The sequence below is a fragment of the Paenilisteria portnoyi genome (assembly GCF_014322795.1).
Classification (GTDB): Bacteria; Bacillota; Bacilli; order Lactobacillales; family Listeriaceae; genus Listeria_A; species Listeria_A portnoyi.
The window spans coordinates 174,899-196,134 of the sequence record NZ_JAASTT010000002.1; the positions used below are offsets into that span (position 1 = coordinate 174,899).

Here is a 21,236-nt window from a genome sequence, read left to right on the forward strand (position 1 = left end):
TCCGCCAATATGGTATGATATACTCAAATCAGTTAACCTTTTCAAATGATTTTCTAAAACAATTTTCACAAATACTTAATCCTTAAAAAAATAAGGAAGCCTAAGGAGAAGATAGACATGGTAGTTTTCAAAAAATTTATGGCCTTCACTGGCTCAATCGTTTTAACACTCATTTTGTTCGGCATCTTGGCAAGCATCTTTGTGAACAACTGGTTACTTATTAGCGCCGTAACACTTGTCGTGGCCGCCTTCCTGTTCTTCTTTTCTGCAAAAGCGGGAGATAAGGCACATGCAATTCAGACTGGGCTTACAAAAAAAGAATACAAATACATTCGCACAAACCTAGAAGAATCACGAGCAAAAATACTTCGTCTGCAAAAGATCACAGCTGCTCATCGCACTCTCTTCACATTCCAAGAACGCGATAAAACGTTAATACTGACAAAACGTATCTACGGTATTGTAAAAGAAGAGCCAAAACGCTTTTATGACGCAGAAGATTTCTTTTTCTCCCACTTGGACTCTTTAGTCGAGCTAACAGAAAAATACGCTTTCCTAAACAGCCAACCTGTGAAAGACAAGAAGATTTACCAAACACTTTCTGACACGCGCGCACTTTTGAATGACTTAGGTCGTGTGATTGAGAAAGACCTCTTCGCACTACTTAACAAGGACGTATCGAGCCTTGATTTTGAACTGGAAGTGGCGAAGAATTCTATTTCCAAACAGGAGAAGAAATTTGAAAGGAGAACACCCAAATGACCGAGAACCAAAAGCCAAACGAACCTGAACTAGAAACAAAAGAAACACCAACATATGATCAACCAAAAGCCGAGGTCATCGATGCTAATTTCAACAAAACATTGGACGATCTACTCGCCGATCCATTTGGCACAAACGGCTCACAAACCGTTCAAGAAATCGTGAATAACGAAACCGATAAAGCTCCACGCTTGGTTGACATGCTTCCCGAAGCTAATCGTCGCCAAGCAGTGGAACTTGCCAAACAAATAGAGCCTGGAAATCAAGCCGCAATCCTAGGATATGGCGCACCAGCACAAGCAAAGTTGCACGATTTTTCCCATTCCATGCTCAATCAAGTTCAAAAACAAGATGTAGGACCAATCGGCGAAATCATTAGCGATCTAATGTTCCGCTTACAAGAAGCCGATCCAGACGAACTTGCCGCGCGAAACAAGAACGTTTTCACAAAAATGTTCTCTCGCGTGAAGCAATCGATTAATGAAATTACGTCCAAATATCAAAAAATGGGCACACAAATTGATCGAATTGCCCTGAAACTAGAACATGCAAAAAAACGTTTAATGGAAGACAACTCTTTCTTAGAACAACTTTATGATAAGAATAAAGACTACTTCCAAGCGTTAAATATTTATATCGCAGCAGGTGAACTAAAACAAGAAGAAATCAATACAAAGCTACTTCCAGAACTGCGCAAAAAAGCGGAACAATCCGGCGATCAAATGGATTTTCAGGAAGTAAACGATCTCACACAATTCGCAGATCGCTTGGAAAAACGCGTACACGACTTGAAGCTTAGCCGTCAGATTACGATTCAGCAAGCACCGCAAATTCGTCTTATTCAGAATACGAATCAAGTGCTTGCTGAAAAAATCCAATCATCTATCATGACAGCTATTCCATTATGGAAAAATCAAGTAGCTATCGCACTTACCCTACTACGTCAGCAACAAGCAGCGGAAGCACAACGTCAAGTAGCCGAAACAACCAATGAGCTTCTAAAACGCAATGCTGACATGTTAAAAACAAATGCTATCGAAACAGCCCGCGAAAACGAAAGGGGTATTGTTGATATCGAAACACTAAAAGAAACACAATCAAGCCTTATAGAAACATTGCAAGAGACATTGAAGATTCAACAAGAAGGCCGTGCTAAACGCGCCGTTGCAGAAAAAGAACTCGTATCGATGGAACAAGAATTGAAAGATCGTTTGTTAGAAATGAAATAACGCTTTTTAAGAAAGGTGCAGTATCCACTGATTATACCAACGGATACCGCACCTTTTATTTATTAAATTCTGTTCGCATCATACTGAATAGGACCAAATCATGATATACCCCTCGAAAAAACTCATGCTCCCGTAGTATTCCATCTCTATGAAATCCTAAGGAATCCATCATATTAAGCGACCGCTGATTAAATGTATACACCTCACAATAAACTTTATGTAAATGCAATTCATGGAACGCTACATCTAGCAATTCTAAAATAGCTTCTTTCCCATATCCATTCCCCCAACTAGACTGCTCACCAATGACGATTCCAAACGCAGCATTTCCATTTTCTCTATCAATCAAGCCTAGCTCTGCGCGACCAATAACCCGTTCATCTAATACAATGCTATAAAGCTTGAGCGCATGAGTCACCTTCAAAAAGTATTTCTCATACATCGTTTGAAAAACTTCTAATGATCGTGGTTTCGTAACACCGCTAGCCATCGCGATTTCCTCATTTAATTCCCATTCGTGCATTCCCAGTACATCTTCGCGCTTAATTGGCCTAATTCTATACCACTCCCTTGTCATCACCCAACAACTCCCATTATTCATTATTGAATAAATATAACAACGACTCGACATAATAAACAAGCACTTTCCTAAAAACCTTCTAATTTCAAGTTCTCAAAGTGTAGTGGCTTCAAATTCGTGACTGTCAAACCAACAAGCCTAACACTATCTTCTCCACTATAGACATCACGCAACAAACTTGTGCCGGCATCATAAATAACACGAGCATCTCGCGTGTACTCCATTAGTGATAATCGCTTTGTAATCGTGCTGAAATCACTATACCTTAACTTTAAAACGACAGTCTTCCCGTGCTTTCCAATACGCTCCAGCGAACTTTCAATCTTTCGCGAAAATAATAACAGCATCTCCTGCATTTCTCGTTCATCAAAAATATTGTTTGCAAATGTCGTTTCCCTGCCTACTGATTTCCTTTCGCGATGTGGATTTACTTTTGAATCCGATAGGCCTCTTACTGCCCTGTACAGACGATAGCCTTGTTTATTCAATTCACGAATAAGGTCCCACTCATCCCAAGCTTTTAAATCAGCGCCTGTATGAATGCCTAATCCATGTAACTTCTCTGCGGTTACTTTGCCAACACCGTGGAATTTCGTAACTGGAAGGCTCTCTAAAAAAGCCTCTGCTTCCTCAGGCAATACTACAGTCATTCCTGCTGGTTTCTTAAAATCGGAAGCGATTTTAGCGATGAATTTGTTATAGGACACGCCTGCTGATGCAGTTAATCCTAACTCATGATAAATCGCATGCTGAATCTCAAGCGCGATTTTCATAGCAGACTTCATGCCTTTCTTGTTCTCTGTTACATCTAAATACGCCTCGTCTAAAGACATCGGTTCTACTAAATCTGTGTAGCGATGGAATATTTCACGAATCTGGACGGATACTTCTCGGTAATGCGCCATATTTCCGTGAATAAAAATACCGTGTGGGCATAGCTTATATGCTTGTTTCGTCGGCATTGCGGAGTGAACGCCAAACTTCCTTGCCTCATATGAACATGTGGAGACCACGCCTCGCTTATTCGGATCACCACCGATGATTAGCGCTTTTCCACGGTATTCCGGATGATTTCGCTCCTCAACCGAAGCAAAAAAAGCATCCATATCAATGTGAATAATTTTACGCGTCTTATCCATTTTAGTCATCACCTTTCAAACGAAAACGAACATTTGTTCTATATTTTGATTATACGCTGTTCTCATAAATAATGCAAGCTTTGATTCAGGATTTACTGCACAAAAAAAAGCAAGACTATTTCTTACATAGCCTCACTTTTTCTCAAATGCACCTTTGGCAAAAAATTCGATGAAACGCGGTATAACTTGATATATACGCGAACTAACATTCATCAGGAACGGCAGATTTATTTCTCGCTTTGATTTGCCCATAATAGCTACAGTTTTAGCGGCAACTTTTTCAGGTTTTAAGACGAGAAAACCTATACTATCTAGATAATCACCTGTTTTGTCGGCGATGTCGAAAAAGCTTGTTGCAATTGGTCCAGGATTTACGGTAGTGACATGAATACCAGCGGACTTTGTTTCCATGCGCAGTGCATTGGAATAGCCTAAAACGGCAAATTTCGTTGCAGAATACGCGGATGATTTCGGCGTGGCCATTTTTCCGGCTTGGGAAGCGATGTTAATAATGTGCCCCGACTTGCGTGCTAACATATCTGGGAGGGCGAGCTGTGTCAGACGCATTAACCCTAAAACATTCGTATCAAACATCTGCTCAACCGTGTCAAAATCTGTCTTTACCGCTTCTTCAAAAATACCAAATCCGGCACAGTTTACCAACACGTCAATCTTTGTGTCACCAATTTTTTGCATTACTTGGGCAATCTCTTCGAAGTTAGTCATATCCATCTTATGGTAAGTGCTGATGACGCCGTAATCTGACTGAATTTGTGTTGCCAAATCTGCTAACTTCTCTGTGCGACGTGCCGTCAAAATTGTGTGGGCACCGACCGCTGCGACTTGCCGCGCAATCTCAGCTCCAAGTCCATTGGAAGCACCTGTAATCATTACGGTTTTTCCTTTTAGAAAATCATTCATTCGTTTCAAACTCCTTTATAGTTCAAATATAGCAAAATCCGTTGCTATTTCCGTATTTGGAAAAATTTCGCGACACTCTGAGACAAGTTTGCGGTTGTCTTCTCTGTTATATCGCGAGCTAATATGCGTGATAATAAGCCGTTTCGCTTCTGCATTTTTGGCGAGAGTTGCAGCTTCTAGTGTTGTAGAATGCATATATTCACCAGCCATGTCACCCATTTCGGCGCCAAATGTAGCCTCGTGAATGATGACATCTGCCTGATTCGCTATTACTAATTCGTTTGGCGTCGTTCTCGTATCACCAAAAATCGCGATGGTACGTCCTTTTTTGGTAGGTCCAATAAACTCGCTCCCATTAATGACTTTGCCGTTTTCTAGCATCACCGTCTTGCCTTCTTTCAGTTCCTTGAAAACTGGGCCCGGCTTCACGCCGAATGCCGAAAGTCCAGCAGCATCAAGCGATCCTGGTTTATCCGCTTCTTCAATTCGGTAACCATAACTCAAAATGCCGTGATCGAGCTCGCGACAAATGACTTTGAATTCGGCGTCCTCAAACACGACCTCCTCCTCAATTTCCACAATCTCAAGCGAGTATTTCAAATGCGTACCACTCACCGCTAAACTCGTCCGAATATAACTCGCAATCCCAACTGGGCCGTAGACTGTGAGCTCTGTTTCCCCACCTTGAAAAGAACGACTGCTAAGAAGTCCTGGCAACCCGAAAATATGATCGCCGTGTAAATGCGTAATAAAGATTTTTTCTAATTTACTTAATCGAATCGAGCTTCGTAAAATCTGATGTTGCGTCGCTTCTCCACAGTCAAAAAGCCAAATACTATTTCGTTCATTGAGCATCGTGAGCGCAATTGCCGTTACGTTACGGCCTTTGGAAGGGACACCCGCTCCTGTTCCGAGAAAAATCAGTTCCATCTTTGTCTCACAACCCTTTCTCTAATCCTCTATTAATCATACCATATTTAGCGCATTTATTGCACTCTCATCGCTAAGATTTTCCGACTTTTCCGGTTCAATCAGTTGCACATTAGAAATCAAACGGCTAAAATAGTAAGGAATAATGAGGGCGACTATGATTATATCTTAATTGTCTCATTCTCAGATTAAGCTTTGAAACATCTTCCCATTTATCAGGTAAGCTGTAGTCTTTGCTTTACGCAAATCGAGCGAATGCGAACACTTGCTACCGATTTGTCTGAGGTATGTTCCATAGAATAAAGAAAGAGGGTAAGCACGTATGACAGAAGTGAAAGAACAAGTAGCTTTAATTACTATTTTTGGCGGTACGGGAGATTTGGCAAATCGCAAACTTTACCCTTCGCTATACCATCTCTTCACGAAAGGCTTTTTGAAAGAAAATTTCGCAGTGATCGGTACAGCTCGTCGTCCATGGACCAATGATTTCTTCCGTGAAAAAGTCGTGGAATCATTGAAAGGCATCGAAAAAGAAGGCTTCGATCCAGAAGAATTTGCGTCACATTTCTACTATCAATCACACGATGTAACCAATCGTGAATCGTATGTCGAACTTAAAGACTTATCGGATGAACTCGATAAAAAATACGAACTACAAGGAAATCGCCTATTCTATCTTGCCATGGCGCCAAATTTCTTTGGAACGATTGCAAGTCGATTAAAGTCAGAAGGTTTTGTCGATAATGCAGGATTTAGTCGTTTAATCATTGAAAAACCATTTGGTCGCGATTTAGCGAGTGCAAAAGAACTTAATGAGTCGCTTCGTCAAGCATTTGATGAAAACGAGATTTACCGCATTGACCATTATTTAGGCAAAGAAATGATTCAAAACATTTCTGTGATTCGTTTTGCGAACTCTATTATTGAATCCCTTTGGAATAATCGCTATATCGACAACATCCAAGTAACATTGAGTGAAACGCTTGGTGTAGAGGATCGTGGCCGTTATTACGAGGAAAGTGGCGCGCTTCGCGATATGGTTCAAAATCATATTTTACAAATCGTATCCTTACTTGCGATGGAGCCACCGATTAAATTAACAACACAAGAAATTCGTCACGAAAAAGTGCGCGCGCTCCGTTCTTTGCGTGTCATTGAAGGCGACGATGTGTACAAATATTTCGTACGCGGTCAATACGGCCCTGGAAAAGTGGATGGCGAAGATTTGCTGGGTTATCGCCAAGCAGAGAACGTCGATTCCGATTCTAATACCGAAACATTTGTAGCAGCAAAACTCATGATTGACAATTTTCGCTGGAGCGGCGTTCCATTTTATATTAGAACTGGTAAACGTCTTGCGAAGAAAACAACCCAAATTGCGATTCAGTTCAAAAACGTACCGATGAACCTCTTTGGTCCAGGCCAATCGCTTGGAGGCAACGTGCTGGTGATACATATTCAACCAGACGAAGGTATCACGCTACACATGAATGTCAAAGAACCAGGCCAAGGAATGCTGACGATGCCAGTCAACCTGAACTACGCGCACTCATCACCAGATGGCATGAACACACCCGAAGCCTACGAAAAACTGATTCAAGACTGCCTAAACGGCGATGCAACTTACTTCTCACATTGGGATGAAGTCTCCCTATCATGGAATTTCGTGGATAAAGTAGCCGCAGTCTGGTCGAATACGAAAGAACATTTCCCGAACTACACATCCGGCACTATGGGACCAAAAGAAGCAGATAAATTGGTGTCACAAGATGGGTTTGAGTGGTTTGAATAACGAAAAGCTGAAAGAGCCCGTTAGACCCGAAAAAATTTGTTAGGGGCCGCAGTGAAAACCCGCACTTGGTTTTTGCGGAGGCACCGAAATTTCCGAGAGGCTGGGAATTGGAAGGCAGTTTCATTGCATTCCACTGCATATTGAGGTTCTAAAATCTAAAAACTCCTAACTCGTTTTACCTCCACAAACCGTGAAGTAAAACAAGCTAGGAGTTTTTCCTCTCTGCATCGTCTGCAATCCCTAATGTTGTTCCTTTTTTCACACATCCATGTTACAATTAAGAGGAATACACAGTAAAAGGAGAATCAATATGCCAGAAAGCATTGACGATTATATCGATCGCGGTATCCATGGCGCAAAAGAAATTAACCCAGCCGAACGTAAAAAATATCTTGGCACTTTTCGAGAACGCGTCGAAATCCAAATGAGTAAACAAGAAGTTTTTCAAAAATATTGTACGAAAGAATTAGAACAGGAAATGAAAGATCACCCGAAAGCCAAGTTACTCTTAAACGGCTCCATTTCCTATGAAATATTGCGTTCTTACATCATGTTGGCCGAGAAACATAAGATGCCCTTCTCGATTGTTGCACGCGAAGATGATGATACACCAGTTGGCCTAGTTCTAGCGGAAGATCATGAAATCAACCGCGAAGACACACACCTCCACGAAACACCGGTTATCACAGAAGACACAACTGGTAGGGTAAGTCTGCTCGACAAAATCAAAGCTATTTTTCAAGAGTAAGGAAGTGACATACATGCTCCACACGATTGTACTTGCACTCGCGATTCTTGTTTTTTTACAAACGATTTACTTTTTCATACGCAAAAATACCGATATGGGCGTGATGTTCCTGCTCATCGGCATCGCATTGCTTATTATTTCTACGATTAGCTGAATGAACGATAGAGTTACTGAAACAGGGTATTCCAGCAAATCGAACCGACGCTTACCGCCGATTTACAACCCAAAGGCTCGCCAGTGTCTATCGCTGTGCGTAGCCTTTTTTGCATGTCGCCGATTCCTCTTGTCCCGTGCAGTGGGAATGAAAATCGTTGCTTCCTCTCTGTAATTGCCGCAAGTAATGGCGCGAATTTCTTTCCTCCCAGCATCACAATCATCTCTTCGTCGATTGCAAGTTCCTGCCATTGCCGCATTAATTCTTCTAACGAAATCGTCTCTGTCGTCACGCCTCGCGCTGTAAACCTCACATCATATGTCCCTAAAACAAGCGAATCAGGGGTTAAAAAGCCATACTTTGGTGACAGAATCAAATAATCTCCATCAAATTTTTCAGCATAGGCTCGGCATAAACGATGAAAGTTTCCTGTGTAGGCTTGACTAGCTGTAACTGGGCCTGCCTCCTCCTGTTTGTCCCAAATCTTCGGCTTTCCTGACGGTATAATAATCATAACGTCTCCTCATCCATTGGGTATTCCCACAAAATAATCTTACCACGAGCCTCTGTTTTATCATATTTCGGCTGGTGTAAAAATCCGGACTTTCGCAAAACTTGTATCGAATGCGGATTACTCTCGAAGCTTCTAGCGAAAATACGCTTAATTTCTGGCTGTTTTTTAAGCCATACTAACAACTCTCCTAGTGCTTCAGTTACATAGCCATTATTTTGATACGCTGGCACAATGCTGTACCCTAACTCGATTTCTCCAGTTTCTTCTGGTTTACCTTGTCCGCCAATTTCTCCGATGACCTTGTTTTCCTCTTTCAACACGATTAAATGCGTCCATTTCGTCATCTCTAGCTCTTTTTTTACGTTTTCTAATACGTATGGTAGGTAAAAAAAGAAATCGATTCCAGGCCACTCTCTGGACACTGTGTAGCCCGATACGCGTTCCAATTCATCCACACCTGCAATCGTCGCTTGAATCCACTCCAAATTGTATTCTACTAACAGCAACCGTTCCGTTTCTAATTTTCCCATGTCAATACCTGGCTTTCCGTTTCAATATATCTTCCCTCTAAAATTATCAAATTCTACCTCATTACGCAAACTTTTTGCAGAATACCACCTGTTATTATCACCACATACTAATTTTTTGAAAACTTTTTTCATCATGTTTGTATGCGATTACATCGTTATCTCCCAATTGATTTAGCTATGTATTCTAGTTTTTCAATGAAATCCAAAAGCAACAAATTTTCAAATAACAGTTGACATTTTTCTGCCAAAAGCTATAATTAATAATAATATTACATTGATTGATATTTATTTGAATTCATATAGGCTACATACGAATGAAGTATCTCATTGTTGATAAATTTGATTTAGAGGAGTTAATGACTTATGAAAACAGCTAACCGAAACTATGTCATTACAATTTTATTACTCTAGCAAGGGTCTGGAACACTGTTTAAAACAAGCAGTCGTTTAGATCCTGTTTATCATTAAATGGGATTCTTATCTAGGCATCCCATTTTTTTACTCAAAAATGGGATGCTTTTTCTATTGCCACGATTGCTTTATCAATGTTAATTTTTCGCTTTAAAAGGTCATGCTAATTGATATATTCTAAAAATTCAGCTTCGGCCAACAATTATAATAAAGAAACGGGGAATATACTCATGCGTAGTGATAAAATCAAAAAAGGTGTCGAACAAGCTCCAGCTCGGAGTCTTCTACATGCAACTGGTCAAATTAAAAGTCCGGGTGATATGGATAAGCCATTTATCGCCATTTGTAACTCTTATATTGATATCGTTCCGGGTCATGTTCATTTGAGAGAGCTCGCGGATATTGCGAAAGAAGCCATTCGTGAAGCTGGCGGTATTCCTTTTGAATTTAATACGATTGGTGTCGATGATGGGATTGCGATGGGTCATATCGGGATGCGTTACTCCCTTCCGAGTCGTGAAGTTATCGCGGATGCTGCCGAAACGGTTATCAACGCTCACTGGTTTGACGGCGTTATGTATATTCCAAACTGTGACAAAATCACGCCTGGTATGTTGCTTGCATCCGTACGTACGAACGTGCCGGCAATCTTCTGTTCTGGTGGCCCGATGAAAGCTGGACTTTCTGCTACCGGTAAAGCCTTGACGCTTTCTTCTGTATTCGAAGCGGTTGGTGCTTTTAAAGAAGGTAGCATGTCCCAAGAAGAATTTTTAGATATGGAAGCGAATGCTTGTCCGACATGCGGATCGTGTGCAGGTATGTTTACAGCGAACTCGATGAACTGCTTGATGGAAGTACTTGGTATGGCGATTCCGTTCAATGGGACGACGCTTGCTGTATCGGAGGCGCGCCGCGAGTTGATTCGTGAATCGGCTTTCCACTTGATGGATCTCGTGAAAAAAGATATTCGTCCTCGCGACATTATTACGCGTGATGCAATTGATGATGCTTTTGCGCTAGATATGGCAATGGGTGGCTCGACAAACACGGTGCTTCACGTTTTGGCTTTAGCGAACGAAGCGGAAATCGATTATGATTTGGAACGTATTAATGAAATTGCAAGTCGTGTTCCTTATCTTTCCAAAATCGCGCCATCGTCGGCGTACTCGATGCATGATGTCCATGAGGCTGGCGGTGTTCCTGCTATTATGAAGGAATTGGTTGACCTCGAAAACGCGATTCATCCCGATCGGATTACGGTGACTGGGAAAACGATTCGTGAAAATGTGGAAAATGCGAAAATTAATAATACGGACGTGATCCATCCAAAAGAAGATCCGTATACGAAAACGGGCGGTCTCTCCATTCTTTTCGGAAATATTGCGCCAAAAGGTTCGGCAATCAAAGTCGGCGGTGTCGATCCATCGGTATCCGTCTTTACTGGGAAAGCGATTTGTTTCGACTCGCATGACGCAGCTGTTGAAGCGATTGACAATCATACGGTTCGCGAAGGTCATGTGGTCGTGATTCGTTATGAAGGTCCTCGTGGTGGTCCTGGAATGCCTGAGATGCTTGCTCCGACATCTTCTATCGTTGGACGCGGACTTGGAAAAGATGTCGCGCTGATTACGGATGGTCGCTTCTCTGGTGCGACGCGTGGGATCGCGATTGGACATATTTCTCCCGAAGCGGCTTCTGGTGGTCCGATTGCCTTGATTGAAGATGGCGATACAATCGTGATTGACTTACCGAATCGGACTTTGAACGTGGACGTAGCGCCTGATGTATTAGAGGCACGCCGCGCTGGGATTCCTAAATTTGTTCCTAAAATTAAAAAAGGCTATCTGGCTCGCTATGCTGCACTCGTGACTTCTGCTCACACTGGTGGCGTACTGCAACTTCCAGATGATTTCTTAGAGTGATAAGGAGAGGTGATGAAAATGATCAAAGTAGAGAAAGAAACGACGACAAAAAGCGGTGCCGAACTTTTAATTGATGCTCTGAATGCGCAAGAGGTAGAGATGATTTTTGGCTATCCGGGTGGCGCTGTATTACCACTATATGATGCGTTTTATGATTGCGATATTCCGCATATTCTGACGCGTCACGAACAAGGCGCCGTGCATGCAGCGGAAGGTTATGCTCGTGTGACTGGAAAAGCCGGTGTTGTTGTCGTTACAAGTGGGCCTGGTGCAACGAATGCTTTAACGGGGATTGCGGACGCGATGAGCGATTCGATTCCAATGGTCGTTTTCACTGGTCAAGTCGCCACACCTGGTATCGGGAAGGATGCGTTCCAAGAGGCAGACATGATTGGCTTAACCATTCCGATTACAAAATATAATTATCAAGTACGCGATGTAAAAGATATTCCGAGAATCATTAAAGAAGCTTTCCATATCGCCACAACAGGTCGTCAAGGTCCAGTCGTGATTGATTTACCGAAAGATATGTCTATCGCGACAACCGATAAAGTCAATGATGACACGATTAACTTGCCTGGTTATCAGCCAACCGTGAAACCAAATGGCATGCAACTTGAAAAATTGATGCAGGCGTTGGCGGCTTCTAGTAAACCTGTTATCTTAGCAGGAGCTGGCGTGAATCATTCACGCGCGACGGCTGAACTGCTTGATTTTGCGGAGCGGTATCAAATTCCAGTCGTGAATACATTGCTTGGGCTTGGTAGTTTTCCACAAGATCATCCCCTCTTCCTCGGAATGGGCGGGATGCATGGTTCTTACGCCGCAAATATGGCGCTTACGGATCCTGATTTACTCATTAATTTTGGATCGCGATTTGATGACCGGATGGTTGGTTCACCACAAGATTTTGCGAAACATGCGGTGATTGCGCATATCGATATTGACCCTGCGGAAATCGGTAAAGTTTTAACAACAAAAATTCCGATTGTTGCGGATATTAAGGAAACGTTGACGCAGTTGCTAGAAATGACTGTGACAGAGGAAACCGACAAAACGCATTGGTATAAGCTTAATATGACGCGTAAAGAACGCCACCCTTTCACGTATAATCGTGGTTCTAAAGCCGAAATCAAGCCGCAAAAAGTGATTGAGATTATCGGTAAAATCACGGATGGTAACGCACTTGTTGCAACAGATGTTGGGCAGCACCAAATGTGGGTCGCACAATTTTATCCGTTCCGCCATGATCACCAAATCATGACGAGTGGCGGGCTTGGCACGATGGGCTTTGGTTTTCCTGCCGCGATTGGCGCACAACTTGCCTATCCGGAGCGAACGGTTGTCGCTTTTGTTGGAGACGGTGGTTTCCAGATGACCAATCAGGAGCTGGCGATTTTGAATGATTACAATATTAATTTGAAAACGGTCATTTTGAACAATGGGTCGCTTGGTATGGTTCGGCAGTGGCAAGAGAAGTTTCATAATGAACGCTTCTCCCACTCCATTTTCCAAAGTCAGCCTGATTTCGTGAAACTTTCGGAAGCATACGGTGTTAAAGGGGTTCGGCTTGAGAATCCGGAAACGTTGGAAGAAGATTTGGCAGCGGCATTTGCTCATCCTGGTCCAATCGTTATCGAATGTGTTGTATCGCCGAGTGAGCTGGTATTACCAATGATTCCGCCGGGCAAAGCGAATCATCAAATGGAAGGAGTGGAATAAATGCGACGTATCATTACAGCGACTGTTAATAACTCAAGTGGTGTGCTTAATCGGATTACTGGTGTTATCTCTCGTCGCCAATACAATATTGATAGTATCTCTGTTGGCTGGACCGAAACGCCGAATGTTTCCCGCATTACCATCGTCGTTCATGTCGATTCACTCTATGAAATTGAACAAGTGACGAAGCAGTTAAACAAACAAATTGATGTGTTAAAAGTGAGTGATATTACCGATGATCCGCATATGGAACGCGAACTTGCTTTAATTAAAGTCAACGCCCCTGCGACAACACGAGCGGAACTTAATTCCATTATTGAGCCGTTTCGTGCAACGATTATCGATGTTGGTAAAACGAGCGTTGTTGTGCAAGTCGCTGGAACGAGTGAAAAAGTCAATGCTTTTGTTGACAGCATTCGCCCCTACGGCATTCAACAAATGGCTCGCACTGGTGTTACTGGCTTTACTCGTAGCGCTAAATAAATAGTTTGAATCCCAGAAAATCTTTTCTGAGAAATATATAAAGATAATTTATGGAGGTTAGGAAAATGACAAAAGTTTATTATGAAGATGCAGTACAAGAAAGCGCGTTACAAGGTAAGAAAGTGGCAGTAATCGGTTATGGTTCGCAAGGACACGCGCATTCGCAAAACTTACGCGATAACGGGAACAATGTCATTATCGGGATTCGTGAAGGAAAATCAGCAGAAGCGGCTCGCAATGACGGTTTTGAAGTCTTGTCTGTAGCAGATGCAACAAAAGCGGCTGATGTCGTGATGATCCTTTTACCAGATGAAACACAAGGAGATACTTATGAAGCTGAAATCAAGCCGAACTTAGAGGCTGGCAACGCATTAGCTTTCGCGCATGGTTTTAACATTCATTTTGACGTAATTAAACCACCTGCTGACGTGGATGTGTTCTTAGTAGCACCAAAAGGTCCGGGACATTTAGTTCGTCGTACATTCGTTGAAGGTGGCGCTGTTCCAGGTTTATTCGCGGTTTACCAAGACGCTACTGGAAAAGCAACAGATGTCGCTTTATCTTACGCAAAAGGCATTGGCGCAACTCGTGCTGGTGTTATCGAAACGACATTTAAAGAAGAAACAGAAACCGATCTATTCGGCGAACAAGCCGTTCTATGTGGCGGTACAACGCATTTAGTACAAGCTGGTTTCGAGACTTTAGTGGAAGCTGGATACCAACCGGAACTTGCTTATTTTGAAGTATTACATGAGTTAAAATTGATTGTTGACTTGATGTATGAAGGCGGCATGGAAAAAATGCGTGATTCGATCTCAAACACAGCGGAGTACGGCGATTATGTTTCTGGCCCACGCGTTGTAACGAGCGACACGAAAAAAGCAATGAAAGAAGTCTTGACGGACATCCAAAACGGTAACTTTGCCAAAGCATTTATTGATGATAATAAAAATGGTTTCAAAGAATTCCATCGTCTGCGCGCAGAGCAAAAAGGGCACCAAATCGAAGCAGTTGGTGCGAGCTTGCGCGAAATGATGCCTTTCGTTAAACCAAGTAACTGAAGAGGAGCATACCCGCAATAATCGGCGACAAGCGTTCGCATTCCACATGTTCGGCGGACTTCCGGTTCTCATGTACAATCGTACACTCCGCTTCCGGCTTCCACCAAACATGCGGAATACAAACGCTTTCGCTCGATTTGTTTAAAGCGAAGATAGAATTCTACTAAATAAAATTGGCAGTGTTCTTCTACATTTATAGTTAGGGTATAGCAAGTTCTAAAACTAAGGAGTGAAAACTATGGCTTATATTCAATTTTTCGATACGACCCTACGTGATGGTGAACAAACGCCGGGCGTCAATTTTAATCAACAGGAAAAAATTCAGATTGCGCGTCAGCTTGAGACTTACGGGATTGATGTTATTGAAGCGGGATTCCCGATTGCGTCTGACGGTGATTTCCATTCGGTGAAAGAGATTGCTAGTATTATTAAGAATGCAACGGTTTGCGGGCTTGCTCGTGCTGTGGAACGTGATATCGACCGCGCTTATGAGGCGTTACGCGGTGCTGCGAGTTCCCAAGTACACGTTTTTCTTGCTACTAGTGATGTACATATGAAGCATAAATTAAACATGAGCAGGCCGCAGGTGTTGGCGTCGATCAAACACCATGTCGCGCATGCTCGAAAACTTTTCCCAATCGTTCAGTTTTCACCAGAAGATGCGACGCGTACGGATCCTGCTTTTCTTGTGGAAGCTGTGCAAACCGCGATCGATGCTGGGGCGACGGTGATTAATATTCCGGATACGGTTGGCTTTACGAACCCGACGGAATTTGGTGCCCTCTTTCGCTACTTGCGTGACAATATTCCGCGTTTTGATGAGGTTATTTTCTCGACACATTGTCATGATGATCTTGGAATGTCTGTCGCCAACGCGCTTGCTGCCATCGAAAATGGGGCGCGACGTGTGGAAGGAACGGTCAACGGAATCGGCGAACGTGCTGGAAATACCGCGCTTGAAGAAGTTGCTGTGGCACTTCACATCCGCAATGATTACTACAAATCAGAGTCTGGCATTATTTTGAATCAGACGAAGAAAACGAGCGACCTGATTAGCCGCCTTTCTGGTATGCCTGTCCCGCGCAATAAAGCGATTATCGGTGGTAATGCTTACGCGCATGAATCGGGTATCCATCAAGATGGCGTTTTGAAAGAACCGACAACATATGAGATTATCACGCCTGCTTTGGTTGGTGTGGAGAAAAACTCGCTTCCACTTGGAAAACTATCTGGTCGCCACGCTTTTGTGACGCGTATGGAGGAACTTGGCTATACGATGACCGACGAGGAGAAAAACGATGCGTTTAAACGATTCAAGCATTTGGCAGATGTGAAAAAAGACGTGACAGAAGACGATTTGCACGCGCTTATTCTTGGTCAAACTTCCGAAAAAGCGGATGATTATGAATTGAATCATTTGCAAGTACAATATGTGACAGGAGGCGTACAAGGCGCGATTGTCCGCATTCATACGGAAGACGGTTCTGTTTTAGAAGATGCAGCAACTGGGGCTGGTAGTATTGAAGCGATTTATAATACGATTAACCGCCTGATGGAGCAAGATGTCGAGCTCACCGATTACCGGATTCAAGCGATTACGGCTGGACACGATGCACAAGCCGAGGTTCATGTTATCGTCAAAGACAAAGACGGCGCAACGTATCATGGCATCGGCATTGATAATGACGTTCTGACCGCTTCCGCCAAGTCGTACCTTCATGCGAGCGCAAAAGCCAATGAGGCAAAACAACAAACAAACGAGGAGGTACCAGTCAAGTGACCTATTCCATTACAGCCCTTCCTGGCGACGGGATTGGACCAGAAATCATGGCGAGCGGTCTAGAGATTCTCGAAACCCTCGCCGAGAAATTCCAACTCGATTTTAAAATTGAAACACACCCATTTGGCGGGGCTGGCATTGACGCCTTGTCCGATCCACTTCCAGAAACAACACTTGCTGCTTGTCAAAAAGCGGATGCCATTTTGCTTGGTGCTATCGGTGGCCCGAAATGGGATGATGCACCGAAACGCCCAGAACAAGGCTTACTAGCACTCCGTAAAGCACTTGGCCTATTCGCAAATATCCGCCCTATTCAAGTTCCAAACACGATTGCGCACCTCTCTCCTTTAAAAAAGGAAATTGTTGAAGGTACTGATTTTATCGTCGTCCGTGAGCTCACTGGTGGTATTTATTTCGGCGAACCAAAACATTGGGATGAAACGAGTGCGGTGGACACGTTAACGTATACCGCCTCCGAAATCGAGCGAATCGCTGTTCAAGCTTTTGAGCTTGCAAAAACGCGACGTAATAAGGTTACTTCGGTGGACAAAGCGAACGTACTGGCATCTAGCAAACTATGGCGTCAAGTCGTGGAAAGTGTTGCCAAACACTATCCTGAGGTTACGTTGGAGCATCTATATGTAGACGCCGCAGCAATGATTCTCATTCAGCGCCCGACCACTTTTGATGTGATTGTTACGGAAAATATGTTTGGCGACATTTTGAGTGATGAAGCATCCGTAATCACTGGTTCGCTGGGCATGTTACCATCCGCGAGTCATCCAGAATCCGGCCCATCGTTGTATGAACCGATTCATGGTTCTGCACCTGACATCGCCGGTCAAAATATTGCCAATCCGATGTCGATGATTTCATCTGTGTCGATGATGCTACGCCAGTCTTTCCAACTTTTCGAAGCAGCAGATTATCTTGACAAAGCGGCTGCCGCTACGATGGAAGCAGGATTTCTAACTAAAGATCTGGGCGGAAATACATCGACTACTGATTTTACAAATGAAGTTAAAAAACGAGTTAAAGGAGGAGAATAACAATGGCTAAAACAATGTTCGATAAGTTGTGGGATCGTCACGTCATATTTGGAAAAGAAGGTGAGCCGCAACTGTTATACATTGATCTGCATTTGGTGCATGAAGTTACCTCCCCTCAAGCTTTTGAAGGATTGCGAATGGAAGGAAGACAAGTTCGCCGCACAGATCGCACGTTTGCCACGATGGATCACAACGTCCCAACCGAAGACATTTTCAACATTCAAGACGTCGTTGCAAAAAAACAAATCGATGCACTTCGCAAAAATTGTGAAGAGTTTGGCGTTACGCTTGCTGATGTCGGCAGTGAACGTCAAGGAATCGTGCACATGGTTGGACCTGAAACGGGGCTAACTCAACCTGGCAAAACAATCGTATGTGGTGACTCGCATACCGCAACACATGGCGCTTTCGGAGCGATGGCTTTTGGCATTGGCTCGAGTGAAGTAGAACATGTCCTTGCTACGCAGTCCATCTGGCAACAAAAACCAAAATCAATGGGTGTCAAAATCAACGGTACCCTTCCAAAAGGTGTTTATGCAAAAGATGTTATTCTGCATCTGATTGCAACATACGGCGTCGCGTTCGGTAACGGATACGCTGTTGAATACTACGGAGAAGCGGTTCGGAAGATGACGATGGAGGAACGCATGACGATTTGCAACATGTCGATCGAAGGCGGCGCTAAAATGGGCATGATGGCACCTGATGCCACCACATTCGCCTACATCAAAGGACGCGAATACGCACCAACAAATTGGGAAGCAGCTATCGCCGATTGGTCAACTTTACCGAGTGATCCTGATGCAACATACGATCGTGACATTGAAATTGATGTTTCTGAACTTGCGCCATACGTTACCTGGGGAACCAATCCGGGTATGGGCGTTCCAGTTACAGAAAGCTTTCCAGCTACTCAAAGTATCGATGACGAGCGTGCCTATCAGTACATGGGGCTCAAACCCGGCCAATCAGCTTCTGAAATCGATCTTGGCTATGTGTTCATCGGATCTTGTACCAACTCACGACTTTCTGATCTCGAAGAAGCCGCCCAAATTGTGAAAGGTCATCAAGTCGCATCTGGCATCCGCGCAATGGTCGTTCCTGGTTCCCGCCAAGTCCGCCTAGCTGCAGAACGCATAGGTCTTGATCAAGTTTTCATCGATGCCGGTTTTGAATGGCGTGAACCAGGTTGCTCGATGTGCCTTGGCATGAATCCCGACCAAGTCCCAGACGGCGTTCACTGTGCCTCCACATCGAATCGTAATTTTGAAGGACGTCAAGGAAAAGGCGCACGAACACATTTGGTCAGTCCAGCAATGGCCGCAGCAGCCGCAATTAACGGTCGCTTTATCGATATTCGCAAAGGAGTGTGGCAAAATGGAAGCAATGGTGTTGCATAAAGGAAAAACAGTAGCCCTCATGAACGATAACATTGATACCGATCAAATTATCCCGAAACAATTTCTAAAACGTATCGAACGAACAGGATTTGGCGAATTTCTCTTTGACGAATGGCGCTATCTTCCTGATCGTTCCTTGAATCCAGAGTTTCCGCTAAACGCTCCTGACCGACAAGAAGCTACCATCCTTGTCACCGGCGATAATTTTGGCTGCGGCTCTAGTCGTGAACACGCTCCTTGGGCCCTACTCGACTACCGTTTCCGCGTCATTATTGCCGGCGGATACAGCGATATTTTCTACATGAACTGCACGAAAAATGGTATTTTGCCAATTAGTTTGCCAAAAGAAGTACGCGTGAAATTGGCGGCAATTCCTGCGAACGAAGAGATTGCTATCGATTTGCCGAAACAACAAGTTATTAGCTCGGTGAGGACGTATGATTTTGACATCGATGCGACCTGGAAAGAGAAGTTCATCAAAGGCCTCGATGATATCGCCCAAACAATGGAGCATGAATCCATGATTACCGATTACGAAAACAAGGCACGCGCCTATTAAAAATGAGGATGTGAGGATGTTATGGAAATGGTTGATGTCGATGCTTTAGTTAGCAAACAAGACGTGCTCGACGCGTATGATACATTAAAATCTATCGTCAAGCACACGCCACTTGAAAAAGACTACTACTTATCACAAAAATATGACTGCAACGTCTACTTAAAACGCGAAGATTTACAGTGGGTTCGTTCGTTCAAACTACGCGGTGCCTATTACGCCATCGCTCAACTGACCGAAGAACAACTGAAAAACGGTGTCACATGCGCCAGTGCTGGAAATCATGCACAAGGAGTCGCCTTCACATGCCAAAAACTAGGCGTACCAGCAACAATCTTCATGCCAACGACGACGCCACAACAAAAAGTATCGCAAGTTCGCTTTTTCGGTGGAGAGTTTGTCGAAGTTCGCCTCACCGGTGATACATTTGACGCTTCTGCTTATTCAGCTAAAAAATTTAGCGAAGAGCATAACAAAGCGTTTATCGCCCCGTTTGATGATGCCGATATTATCGCTGGTCAAGGAACGGTTGCTGTCGAAATGTTGGATGACCTCGGTTCGGAAAGTTGCGACTTCATTTTTGCAGCAATTGGTGGTGGTGGCTTAGTTTCTGGTGTTGCTTCTTATGTGAAAGCGGTACGCCCTGATACCACCATTATCGGTGTAGAACCAAGTGGTGCCCCATCGATGGCCAAATCATTACTTGCTGGTAAAGTTGTCAATCTGCCAAAAATCGATAAATTTGTCGATGGCGCTGCTGTAAAACAAGTCGGCCAACTGACATATAAACATTGTGAGAAGCTTGTGGATGAAGTGACAGAAGTCGATGAAGGCGAAGTTTGCTCGACGATTCTAGATATGTATACGAAGCAAGCCATTGTCGCAGAGCCAGCTGGTGCCCTCTCTGTCGCGGCACTCAACCATTTCCGCCCACAAATCAAAGGGAAAAACGTCGTGTGCATTGTCAGCGGTGGTAATAACGATATCAACCGGATGCAGGAGATTGAAGAACGTTCCCTCGTTTTCGAAGGCCTGAAGCATTATTTCATCGTTAATTTCCCACAACGTCCAGGTGCCTTGCGTGAGTTCGTAAATGACGTCCTCGGTCCATATGATGACATCACTAAGTTCGAATATACAAAAAAAGTGAATCGGAATCAAGGCCCGGTTATCATCGGCGTCCTACTCCAAGACCCAAACGACTACGAAAAATTACTTGAGCGTATTGCCGTCTTTGATCCTAGTTTCATGCCGATCAATGATAATCAAATGCTGTATACATTACTCGTTTAATAGTAATCCTATGAGACCCTATGCCTGTTTGGGTCTCTTTTGGTGTAGGGAGAGCAAAGTACAGATTTACAACGCTAAGAAATTTTAAAAAGTCAAGCAAACCTTTAGATAGCAAACTTTTTGCTTTTTTTTGTCATCCTCTATTCCTCCAGTGTGCTTTTCTTTTATTGTACACACCTTATTTTTCTGTCCAGTTCAGTATAACCTATCCAACCAGTGTTTGAAGCCATTGAAATTTCATATCCGTTGTTAATTTATTT

20 protein-coding genes are annotated in these 21,236 nt (G+C 43.5%); 14 read left to right on the forward strand and 6 right to left on the reverse strand.

Annotation, left to right across the window (positions count from 1 at the left end; translation table 11 throughout):
* The first annotated feature begins 117 nt into the window (after nt 1-117).
* Both HCJ66_RS02310 and HCJ66_RS02315 read left to right on the forward strand, forming a co-directional pair.
* The gene (locus tag HCJ66_RS02310; RefSeq protein WP_187131699.1) at nt 118-762 is read left to right on the forward strand and encodes a 5-bromo-4-chloroindolyl phosphate hydrolysis family protein; all 645 of its coding nucleotides are present in this window, start codon (nt 118-120) and stop codon (nt 760-762) included.
* Nucleotides 759-1,991 (forward strand): toxic anion resistance protein, encoded by a 1,233-nt coding sequence (locus HCJ66_RS02315; RefSeq protein ID WP_187131700.1) that lies wholly within the window; start codon nt 759-761, stop codon nt 1,989-1,991. Before HCJ66_RS02310 ends, HCJ66_RS02315 begins: the two co-directional genes overlap by 4 nt.
* A gap of 55 nt (nt 1,992-2,046) precedes the next feature.
* On the opposite strand, the gene HCJ66_RS02320 is transcribed toward HCJ66_RS02315, so the two are convergent.
* The 4 genes from HCJ66_RS02320 to rnz form a co-directional block, all read right to left on the reverse strand.
* Entirely contained in the window at nt 2,047-2,568 is a 522-nt protein-coding gene (locus tag HCJ66_RS02320; RefSeq protein ID WP_187131701.1) for a GNAT family N-acetyltransferase, read from the reverse strand.
* A 71-nt stretch (nt 2,569-2,639) separates the two neighbouring features.
* On the reverse strand, nt 2,640-3,710 hold the full coding sequence (gene dinB, locus HCJ66_RS02325) for a DNA polymerase IV (protein WP_187131702.1): 1,071 nt from the start codon (nt 3,708-3,710) through the stop codon (nt 2,640-2,642).
* Nucleotides 3,711-3,842: 132 nt separating this feature from the next.
* Nucleotides 3,843-4,631, reverse strand: a complete 789-nt coding sequence (locus HCJ66_RS02330) for an SDR family NAD(P)-dependent oxidoreductase (protein WP_187131779.1) — start codon at nt 4,629-4,631, stop codon at nt 3,843-3,845.
* Between the two features lie 15 nt (nt 4,632-4,646).
* The gene (gene rnz / locus HCJ66_RS02335; RefSeq protein WP_187131703.1) at nt 4,647-5,561 is read right to left on the reverse strand and encodes a ribonuclease Z; all 915 of its coding nucleotides are present in this window, start codon (nt 5,559-5,561) and stop codon (nt 4,647-4,649) included.
* Between the two features lie 322 nt (nt 5,562-5,883).
* On the opposite strand from rnz, the gene zwf reads away from it, so the two are divergent.
* From zwf to HCJ66_RS02350, 3 genes are all read left to right on the forward strand, one after another.
* Entirely contained in the window at nt 5,884-7,353 is a 1,470-nt protein-coding gene (gene zwf / locus HCJ66_RS02340) for a glucose-6-phosphate dehydrogenase (RefSeq protein WP_187131704.1), read from the forward strand.
* 310 nt (nt 7,354-7,663) lie between these two features.
* The gene (locus HCJ66_RS02345) at nt 7,664-8,101 is read left to right on the forward strand and encodes a YueI family protein (RefSeq protein ID WP_187131705.1); all 438 of its coding nucleotides are present in this window, start codon (nt 7,664-7,666) and stop codon (nt 8,099-8,101) included.
* A gap of 13 nt (nt 8,102-8,114) precedes the next feature.
* Nucleotides 8,115-8,255, forward strand: a complete 141-nt coding sequence (locus tag HCJ66_RS02350) for a hypothetical protein (protein ID WP_187131706.1) — start codon at nt 8,115-8,117, stop codon at nt 8,253-8,255.
* A gap of 13 nt (nt 8,256-8,268) precedes the next feature.
* On the opposite strand, the gene HCJ66_RS02355 is transcribed toward HCJ66_RS02350, so the two are convergent.
* Both HCJ66_RS02355 and HCJ66_RS02360 read right to left on the reverse strand, forming a co-directional pair.
* Nucleotides 8,269-8,769 carry a DUF6884 domain-containing protein gene (locus HCJ66_RS02355; RefSeq protein ID WP_187131707.1) on the reverse strand — a complete coding sequence of 167 codons (501 nt, stop codon included), beginning with the start codon at nt 8,767-8,769 and terminating at the stop codon, nt 8,269-8,271.
* Nucleotides 8,766-9,299, reverse strand: a complete 534-nt coding sequence (locus HCJ66_RS02360) for a GNAT family N-acetyltransferase (RefSeq protein WP_187131708.1) — start codon at nt 9,297-9,299, stop codon at nt 8,766-8,768. Before HCJ66_RS02360 ends, HCJ66_RS02355 begins: the two co-directional genes overlap by 4 nt.
* Before the next feature lie 641 nt (nt 9,300-9,940).
* Between HCJ66_RS02360 and ilvD the strand changes: the two genes are divergently transcribed.
* The 9 genes from ilvD (at nt 9,941) to ilvA (ending at nt 20,976) form a co-directional block, all read left to right on the forward strand.
* Complete coding sequence (gene ilvD, locus HCJ66_RS02365; protein ID WP_187131709.1) at nt 9,941-11,632, forward strand: dihydroxy-acid dehydratase; 1,692 nt, start codon at nt 9,941-9,943, stop codon at nt 11,630-11,632.
* 12 nt (nt 11,633-11,644) lie between these two features.
* A complete protein-coding gene (ilvB, locus tag HCJ66_RS02370; protein ID WP_187131710.1) occupies nt 11,645-13,354 on the forward strand; it encodes a biosynthetic-type acetolactate synthase large subunit in 1,710 nt (569 codons plus the stop codon).
* Nucleotides 13,355-13,837, forward strand: coding sequence for an acetolactate synthase small subunit (gene ilvN, locus HCJ66_RS02375; RefSeq protein WP_036080183.1), 483 nt, complete (start codon nt 13,355-13,357; stop codon nt 13,835-13,837).
* Nucleotides 13,838-13,902: 65 nt separating this feature from the next.
* Nucleotides 13,903-14,898 (forward strand): ketol-acid reductoisomerase, encoded by a 996-nt coding sequence (gene ilvC / locus HCJ66_RS02380; protein WP_187131711.1) that lies wholly within the window; start codon nt 13,903-13,905, stop codon nt 14,896-14,898.
* A 238-nt stretch (nt 14,899-15,136) separates the two neighbouring features.
* Entirely contained in the window at nt 15,137-16,678 is a 1,542-nt protein-coding gene (locus tag HCJ66_RS02385; protein ID WP_187131712.1) for a 2-isopropylmalate synthase, read from the forward strand.
* Entirely contained in the window at nt 16,675-17,727 is a 1,053-nt protein-coding gene (leuB, locus tag HCJ66_RS02390; protein WP_187131713.1) for a 3-isopropylmalate dehydrogenase, read from the forward strand. Before HCJ66_RS02385 ends, leuB begins: the two co-directional genes overlap by 4 nt.
* Before the next feature lie 2 nt (nt 17,728-17,729).
* Entirely contained in the window at nt 17,730-19,127 is a 1,398-nt protein-coding gene (gene leuC, locus HCJ66_RS02395) for a 3-isopropylmalate dehydratase large subunit (RefSeq protein ID WP_187131714.1), read from the forward strand.
* Nucleotides 19,105-19,686, forward strand: a complete 582-nt coding sequence (gene leuD, locus HCJ66_RS02400) for a 3-isopropylmalate dehydratase small subunit (RefSeq protein WP_187131715.1) — start codon at nt 19,105-19,107, stop codon at nt 19,684-19,686. The genes leuC and leuD overlap by 23 nt, the downstream gene beginning before the upstream one ends.
* A gap of 21 nt (nt 19,687-19,707) precedes the next feature.
* Nucleotides 19,708-20,976, forward strand: coding sequence for a threonine ammonia-lyase (gene ilvA, locus HCJ66_RS02405; RefSeq protein WP_187131716.1), 1,269 nt, complete (start codon nt 19,708-19,710; stop codon nt 20,974-20,976).
* Nucleotides 20,977-21,236 lie beyond the last annotated feature (260 nt).